Genomic DNA, 8,777 nt, shown 5'->3' on the forward strand with positions numbered 1-8,777 from the left:
GCGTCTGGCTAAGGCGTGAAAGTCTACTGAGGGATAACTGCTCCCATGCTCCCGTTGAAGTAGAAAGTAAAGTCTAGTTTTGTCTAGGTTTTATATAGCAGATACACATTTAGGGTTTGCTGAATAAACTCAAAACCTGGATGGATAAAGAGTTTGAGGGTGATAACAAAGAAAATAGGTGCAAGGTTTTGGAAGCTATGAGTAGGAAAACCTTGCACTTTGTTGGTTTTTACCTCGTTTGAAAATACAAAAAACTCCTTGATATCCTCAAACTCCTGACTCCTGGAAATTCTTAATTTTCACGGAAAGACTTTTTCAGCAAACCCTAATTATTCATTACCTGCAATTGGTGCAAAACCCTGACGTTGAATGTTCTCTGTAATACTCCTTGGTTCTAGAAACTGCAATAAATAATCTGGACCACCTGCTTTTGAACCTACACCAGAAAGTTTAAAACCGCCAAAAGGTTGACGCGCGACAATTGCCCCGGTAATATTGCGGTTAATATACAAATTACCAACTTCAAATTCTGCTTGTGCTTGTTCAATGTGGGAAGGTGTACGAGAATAAATACCACCTGTTAAAGCGTAGTTTGTAGAATTGGCAATTTCCAAAGCTTCCGTAAAATCCTTAGCACGAATCACCGATAAAACAGGACCAAAAATTTCCTGCTGTGCAATAACCCCATCTGGGGGAACTTGAGAAAAAATCACAGGTCCGATAAAATAACCTTGATTGGGTGCAGATAACTCCAAAGCTAAAATAGCTTCTTTTTTTCCAATCTCAATATATTCTAAAATGCGATCGCGTGCATTTCCATCAATCACCGGACCAACTTGGGTACTGGGTAAGTCCGCTTCCCCAATATTTAAAGACTTCGTAGCTTCCACCAACCTTTCTACAAAAGCATCATAGATAGGTTGTAAAACAATAACCCGTGAACAAGCAGAACACTTTTGACCACTATACCCAAAAGCAGACTGGACAACCCCGACAACAGCCTGGTCTAAATCAGCACTTTCATCAACAATAATCGCGTTTTTCCCTCCCATCTCCGCAATTACCTTTTTCAGATGCTTTTGACCAGGTTTTAAAATTGCTGCTTCTGCGTAAATTCGACATCCCACTTCTTGAGAACCGGTAAAAGCAATTACATGAGTATCAGGATGATTCACTAAATAAGCACCAACTTGAGAACCCTTACCAGGAACGTATTGAAAAACACCTTTAGGTATTCCCGCTTCAATCAAAATTTCCGTCAACTTAGAAGTTATCACAGAAGAAGTTTCCGCAGGTTTCAGCAAAGTACAATTCCCCGAAACCAAAGCAGCAACAGTCATACCGCAAGCAATAGCCAAAGGAAAATTCCAAGGAGAAATTACAACCGCAATTCCTTTAGGCTGGTAAATATAACGATTAGTTTCACCAGCAACGTCATAGATTACACCTTGATCAAGACGTTCCATCTCATCAGCGTAATAGAGACAAAAGTCGATAGCTTCCGAAACCTCCCCATCAGCTTCCTTAACAGGTTTACCCACCTCCAAAACTATCCAAGCAGAAAGTTCAGCACGTCTTTCTTCCATCAACTCAGCAGCTTTCCGCAGAATATCAGCACGTTGCTTAACCGGTGTCTTCTTCCAACCAGGAAAAGCAGCTTTAGCAGCTTTCATTGCTTCCTCAGCTTGTTCAACGCTGATTAAACCTACTTTTCCAACAACCTCACCAAAATTAGAAGGATTCAGAGAATCAACAAACGTTGTCGTATTTACAAACTCACCATTAATCAAAGGTAAATAAGTCCTACCCAACTGCTGACGCACATTTTGGAAAGCAACTTGAGAAACCCTTCTTTTCTCCTCCTCAGCATAATCCGTATCCGCAACACCAACAAAACCTTCCTTCTCTTCTTTGCGACTTTGCGCCTTTGCGTGAGAAAAATCTATAATAGGAGCAGCTAACAACTCATCAACAGGCTTATTTTCCAGATTTTGCCGTAAAAACGAACTATTTGCCGTATTTTCCAACAATCTACGAATTAAATAAGCCATTCCCGGTAATAAGTCACCATAAGGACAATATACCCGAACCCGATAACCCTTATCTACCAAGGCTTTGGCAATTTTATCACCCATCCCATAAAGAACTTGCATTTCAAAACGACGACGGGGAACATTGAGACTTTCTGCTATGGCGATCGCCCTAGATTGGGATCTAACATTATGACTACCTATAGCAGAATAAACATACTCGTGATTTTCTAACAAAAGCTGAGTTATCGCCTCAAAATTGGCATCTGTTGCCACTTTATCATTAAAAACAGGCTGTTTCCAGTGTTTTTGTTCAGCTTTGATAGTTTCCTGATCCCAATATGCACCTTTAACCAAACGAATAGTAAGAGGATAACCGCGCTGTTTTAACCATGCAATGACATCTTTTGCATCTTGTTCACTGTCACGCAGATATGCTTGGATAGTGATCCCGATATCTGTACGTTCACGAAACTCCTCTTCCTGTAAAAGCTTTTTGAGAATCTTCAAAGTAATATCTTTATAGGCGTACTGTTCCATATCAAAATGTACTGCTGCACCCAATTCTTTTGCACGACGTAATAAAATCTTAATGCGATCGCTCACCCGTTGTTCACTACCATTAGCATTTAACGGATCAAACTGGGAATAAAACGCAGTTAATTTTACTGAAACCTGCACTTTAGGAATCATTTCCCCATCCGCTTCATCAATAGCGGGGATATGCTGCCATTTTTTCGATGCTTCAACCAACTGCTGCATCAATTCCAGGTATTTTTCTAAATAAGATTGTGCTTCTATTTCCGTAATTACCGCTTCCCCAAGTAAATCAATAGTGAAAGCCATCTTTTCCTTTCTCAGCTTTTCCACCGTTTTGATTACCTGTTGGATATTTTCCCCAGAAATATATTTATGTGCTAAAGTTTGCACAGCAGTTTCCACGGTTGTAGCCGCTACCTGTCCCGGCATAGAATCAGGGTTAGCAAAATTCAGCATACCCTTTAAAGCTGCGGGTAATTCTACCGACTCATCACCCAAATATTCTTGCAAATGGGATGCAATTTCTGATTTACTATGTAAAGCGGGTAAAGTATCAATAAATCGAAATAACTGGACTCGTAACCCAGGATTACTCATAGCCCAAGCGAGTAACTTATCATCCCAGCGCATCTGATCACGCAAAGAAGCCAGAAAAGAACGACTTTCCCCAGTTGCAGCGAGAACCTGTTTAGCAATTTCCTGGGTTTTCGCTTCGTAAGTGTTATTTTGTACTTGTAATACCATAAAATTTGTTAGTAATTGGTAATGGGTAATTGGTAATTGGTAATGGGTAATTGGTAATTGGTAAATTTATTACTGTCACCTGTCACCTGTCACCTGTCACCTGTAAACCGTCTCAAGTAATAGTTTGGAATGTGGTTATATTGAAAGTCTGGAAAAACTTAGCTTTAGGTTACTGGAATAGACGTAAATTCACTATTACAAAAATTTGCCATTCAAAGCGGTGTTACGGAAATTACTTTTGTCTGTTATGACGCTTATCAAGTAACTATGAAGATTTACTCAAGTACCCAATTATTTTAGCAGTTGCCAAAGATGATCAACCAATTCCTCGTGAGGAAGGAGGACTGGTTTATTTAGTCTTTCCCTCACAGAAAATGTTGGTTTTCGAGTGTGGTGGCCGAGTAGTAAAGTTAAATTACAGGTGTCAGACTGCGTGATGTTCTATCTTTAGCTGGTGTTAACTTAAACTCTAATGATTTCGTTATCGTGCGTGGTAAACCACCAGCTTACCAGAAAAATTCCAATGAAAGGAAAAATAAATTCAGGTTTTATGGATAGTAAAGAATTAGCACAATATCTAGAAGCTACAGATAGTATTTCTAAACCTTGGTTATTAGTACAACTGCGGCTGAAAAAATTACAAGAACGGCGAGATACAATATCACCGGAAGCTTACGAGCGAGAATTAGCAGATATTCACCAAGATTTAATGAATTTAGGTGAATGGTGGCGAGGTATTGAAGATCAGGTATTTTGAGGTGATAGGTGACAGGTGACAGTAATAAATTTACCAATTACCAATTACCAATTACCAATTACCAATTACCAATTACCCTATAATAAACGGGGTTGAAAAAAGAATGATCACGGTGTAAACAGTCATGGATTATCGGGATGCAGGTGTTGATGTTGAAGCAGGTAGAGCTTTTGTAGACCAAATTCGCAATTTAGTTCACAGTACCTTCAGATCAGAAGTATTAGGTGGTTTAGGTGGCTTTGGGGGCTGTTTTCAACTGCCTACAGGTTATCAAGAACCAGTATTGGTATCTGGTACAGATGGTGTGGGTACAAAGCTAAAAATTGCTCAAATTCTCAACCGCCATGACACCGTAGGTATTGATTTAGTGGCGATGTGTGTTAACGATGTGCTAACATCAGGAGCAGAACCGCTATTTTTTCTCGATTATGTAGCTACTGGTAAGCTGGATAAAGAGCAGTTAACTCAGGTAGTGGCAGGAATAGCTACTGGTTGCAAACTCGCAGGTGCGGCTTTATTAGGTGGAGAAACCGCAGAAATGCCTGGTTTTTACCAAGTCGGTGAATATGACTTAGCGGGTTTTTGTGTGGGGATAGTCGAAAAAAACCGGATGTTAGATGGTTCTCAAGTACAAGTAGGTGATGTAGCCATAAGTTTATCTAGTGCAGGTATTCACAGTAATGGTATAAGTTTAGTGAGAAAGATTGTTAGTGATGGTGGTTTTTCTTGGAATGATACTCCAGAGTTATTAAATGGGCAAACTCTCGGTAATGCTTTTCTCACTCCTACCCGCATTTATGTTAAATCTGTATTAGCAGCATTGAAAAATGGTTTAAAAGTTCACGGTATGGCACATATTACTGGTGGGGGTTTACCAGAAAATTTACCCAGATGCCTGGGAACAGGTCAAGCTATTAAAATTAATCCTGGTAGTTGGAATATTCCCCCTGTGTTTCAGTGGTTAGCTCAAGCCGGTTCTGTTGGTGCAGAATCTATGTATAATACATTTAACATGGGTGTGGGATTTGTGCTAATACTGCCCCCCGAACAAGCAGAACAAGCAATTAGCCATTTTCAATCACAGGATATTCCCTCTTTTACCATTGGTGAAGTCGTGGCTGGTTCTGGTGAATTAATTGGTCTTTTTTAAGCATTCAGCCATCAGCAGTCAGCTAAGACTAATTTATCATTTCTCTGAAATTGAGATTTTTCATGGCAATTGAATAACAAAAGCTGACGGCTGATCACTGACAACTATATCAGTATCAGTATTTATAGAAATTTTCTGAAAAATTTAGCATTTCTTTATATAAGTAATCAAAAATACTCATGACTGTAATGATTGAGATTTGCTAACGTAGTTTTAACAAATCGCAAAAAAATCATTACTGTAGCCTAAAAAGTAGCTTTAAATACTAGCTTAATGTGCTAGTAATTTCTCGGTTCTATTTCTTGTATGTAAGTGTGCCGCGTTCTTTTATTCAGAATCACATATTTTTGATCAGAGGGGGTTATGGTTGTAAATTTTGCCCGGACTACTGCTTCCACAGAACTGTTAAAACAAGTCTTCCAAAGCCTTGATGCTCAAAGTTGTCCCAGGTTTTTCAACTTTCATTTACACACGGTATTTTCGGATGGTAGATTGCATCCACATATACTTATGGAACAGGCGATCTCCATTGGTTTGAAAGGGCTTACAATTACTGATCATCATGCCGTTGGTGGGTATCAATTAGCACGAGATTGGTTAGAAGATTGGAAATGGAATCATGCTGATAGCAGCATTCCTCATTTGTGGAGTGGTGTAGAAATTAATGCAGGTTTGCTAGATGCTGAAGTACATATTTTGGCTTATGGTTTTGAAATAGAACATTCCAGTATGAAACCTTATCTGCAAAGAAAAGCCTCTACAGGTATAGATTATCAAGCAGCTAACGTTATTGCAGCTATTCATGACGCTGGTGGACTAGCTGTACTTGCTCATCCAGCACGGTACAAGCGATCGCACTTTGATTTAATTCCTCAAGCTGCTGAATATGGTATTGATGGGGTTGAGACTTTCTACGCTTATAAAAATCCTAACCCTTGGAAACCTTGCTCTGTAGAAACGGAAAAAGTGCAAATGTTAGCGGAGGAGTATGGTTTATTTAACACCTGTGGAACTGATACACATGGTTTAAATATACTGCAACGATTATAAATAGGAGTCAGGAGAATTTTAGATTTTAGATTTTAGATTTTAGATTTTAGATTAGAGTTGAGGAAAACAATCCAAAATCCAAAATCCAAAATCCAAAATTGAATTACCTGTAGTGAACAAATCTTGCTAAGCAAGATTTGAAAAATTAACAAGAGATTTTTTGTGCGATCTCCATTGCTATAAAAATCAAATCTTATCTTTTTCAAATTGCACAGATCCATATTCAAAATTACCACCATATTTTTTTAGTAAACTCTTTAATTTTTTTACTCTAGAATCATTCTCAATACTTTTAGGAGCATTAAATTTACTAACTTTACTGAGTACAGCCCTAGCAAAAACTGTTCCAATAATTTGCGGTTTAAAATATTCAATTGTTTGAGTTAATTGTTCAACAGCACTGATCAAATCCTTACCTTTTAACTCAATAAAATACATTTTTTCTCCAGCATCCATATTATTATCATTAGCCACTTTTTCAGTATTACATACTATCATTAAATAATCACACTTACGCTGATTTTCATCATCAATTACACAACCATCTATTTTAATTCTACAAACTTGTTGAGCAGATAAATTGTTTAGGATATATTTTCGTTTGTTTTCTTGCACAGTAATTTTCTGACCATCATTACAAAACGTACAATCTGGATATTTTTTTTCAAACTCTTGGCAATTGCATTTCATACTTAATCCTCAATTTCAAAAAGTTGATTAAATATATTAACAATAATCTCAGAAGCTCTATCAATCTCTGCTGATTCAATTAACCCCATTTCTGAATCCAGAATAGAACGAGTAGTACCTTGCTCTACAATAAAAGCATTTAATCTATGAGGATCAATCCAAAGGTTATGATTTACTATTTCTTCCACCTGTTCCGATTTTTGCAAGCCTAACTGATGGGCATATAGTAAATTGTTAAATGACGAAAGAATATAGGGACTGTGAGTTGTTAAAATGATTTGATTTGCAGCTTGATTTGCCAGTAAAGCAATTAAATCAATCATTTGCTTTTGTGCAACAGGAAAAAGATGCGCTTCAGGTTCTTCAATAACTAAAAATACATTCCGCTGATTAAGAATTAAAAGCAGAATCAGTAACAAAATCCAAACAACCTCTTGTTGTCCTGATGATGCAAAGTTGATTAAGGTGCTTTTTCCATTGCCAAAATCAATTCTTTCAGTACCATTTTGATAGCGATAAGAGCCTTTGAGAATAGAATCCACAATGTTTTGAGCTAGAGTGATAACTCGCTTTGTTTCACTATTGGTAGAAGTAGAAAGTTTTTCTTTAATTAAATCACCAATTGCTTGATTAAAAATAGGTTTCGCGCTATCAATTCGATTAATAAAATTTTGCATTAAATAATCTAATTTTATTAAACTATCTGCTGCTAACTCAGTGTTACCAGATATCAAATCCTCTCCCATGTCAATGTTATAACGCTGTTGAGATAGAATAGTAATCAGACTACGACCAGCAGGTAAAAATAGCAAATCTCTATCATCATTAAATAGTTGGTTTACTTCTTTTGTGATATTCTCAAATAGAGCTGCTTCTTTAGCCTTAATAGCACTAATTTCACGGGAAGAAGAAAATAAACCTCTCGAACTCATCTGCTGCAATTCAGTATTCAAACTTCTAGATTGATCTACTAAATCACGGAACTTTTGTTTAAAAAAATCATCAAAATCAACAGTTGTAAATTGGTTATTGGTAGAAGGTTTAACTGTGACTTCCATGCCGTTTCCATACTGATACTTTAATTCCATTTCAGGAAATTGTAGTACCGAACCATACATTTTAATAAACTTCTGTTTTGCTCGCTTGGCAAAAGTAGTGATAGTATCTTCAAACTGCTTTTCGTGGTAGCACTGATACAGATAGGTTGTTAAATCATCTCTCAAAGATTTAAAAAAGAAGATAGCTTTGCTCACAGTGCTTTTACCACTAGCTTGTGAACCAATAAAGATAAGTATGTCTTTAAGTTCAATCTTTAAGTCTGTAATTGGTCCAAAATTTTGAATGATTAACTGCTGAGGCATAAGGGAAAATAAAACTTACTCAATCATAAAATATGTTATCAACATAATTATACCCAATAACCCCGCTTTTTTGTCAGAATCAGGTGGTTATCGAGTTTCGACTACGCTCAACTACCGCGACTTGTACTGAGCCTGTCCTGAGCCTGTCCTGAGCGGTGTCGAAGGGCGGTGTCGAAGGGCGGTGTCGAAGGGCGGTGTCGAAGGGCGCAGTCGAAGTAAGTCGAGATAGTATCCAGGATTCAAGGATTTACAGGATAATTTTTGTCTGTGCATCAGGTGGATATAGTACGTTAGCGTATCCCTGTCGGGACTCGTAGAGATAGCTTACCGAAGGAAGGTATCCCACTCATCACCAAACCTCCTCATCCTTCTGCTATATAAAACCTAGACAAAACTAGACTTTACTTTCTACTTCAACGGGAGCATGGGAGCAGTTATCCCTCAGTAGACTTTCA

General features: G+C 37.7%; 6 protein-coding genes. 3 read left to right on the forward strand and 3 right to left on the reverse strand.

Annotated features, from left to right (window positions below; translation table 11 throughout):
- Positions 1-329: 329 nt before the first annotated feature.
- Positions 330-3,314, reverse strand: coding sequence for an L-glutamate gamma-semialdehyde dehydrogenase (gene pruA, locus H6F47_RS25645; protein WP_137667500.1), 2,985 nt, complete (start codon positions 3,312-3,314; stop codon positions 330-332).
- A 550-nt stretch (positions 3,315-3,864) separates the two neighbouring features.
- Here pruA and H6F47_RS25650 point away from each other — a divergent pair.
- From H6F47_RS25650 to H6F47_RS25660, 3 genes are all read left to right on the forward strand, one after another.
- Positions 3,865-4,071 carry a hypothetical protein gene (locus tag H6F47_RS25650; protein WP_137667515.1) on the forward strand — a complete coding sequence of 69 codons (207 nt, stop codon included), beginning with the start codon at positions 3,865-3,867 and terminating at the stop codon, positions 4,069-4,071.
- A 124-nt stretch (positions 4,072-4,195) separates the two neighbouring features.
- Positions 4,196-5,221, forward strand: coding sequence for a phosphoribosylformylglycinamidine cyclo-ligase (gene purM / locus H6F47_RS25655; protein ID WP_096572053.1), 1,026 nt, complete (start codon positions 4,196-4,198; stop codon positions 5,219-5,221).
- A 363-nt stretch (positions 5,222-5,584) separates the two neighbouring features.
- Positions 5,585-6,271, forward strand: a complete 687-nt coding sequence (locus H6F47_RS25660) for a PHP domain-containing protein (RefSeq protein WP_190348644.1) — start codon at positions 5,585-5,587, stop codon at positions 6,269-6,271.
- A gap of 186 nt (positions 6,272-6,457) precedes the next feature.
- Here the strand turns inward: H6F47_RS25660 and H6F47_RS25665 are convergent, their stop codons facing one another.
- Together H6F47_RS25665 and H6F47_RS25670 are read right to left on the reverse strand one after the other, a co-directional pair.
- Positions 6,458-6,961: a hypothetical protein gene (locus tag H6F47_RS25665; RefSeq protein WP_096572055.1), complete on the reverse strand. Its 504-nt coding sequence runs from the start codon at positions 6,959-6,961 to the stop codon at positions 6,458-6,460.
- Positions 6,962-6,963: 2 nt separating this feature from the next.
- Positions 6,964-8,322: an AAA family ATPase gene (locus tag H6F47_RS25670; protein WP_190651596.1), complete on the reverse strand. Its 1,359-nt coding sequence runs from the start codon at positions 8,320-8,322 to the stop codon at positions 6,964-6,966.
- Between the last annotated feature and the right edge of the window lie 455 nt (positions 8,323-8,777).

Source organism: Sphaerospermopsis sp. FACHB-1094, from assembly GCF_014696195.1.
GTDB lineage: Bacteria > Cyanobacteriota > Cyanobacteriia > Cyanobacteriales > Nostocaceae > Sphaerospermopsis > Sphaerospermopsis kisseleviana.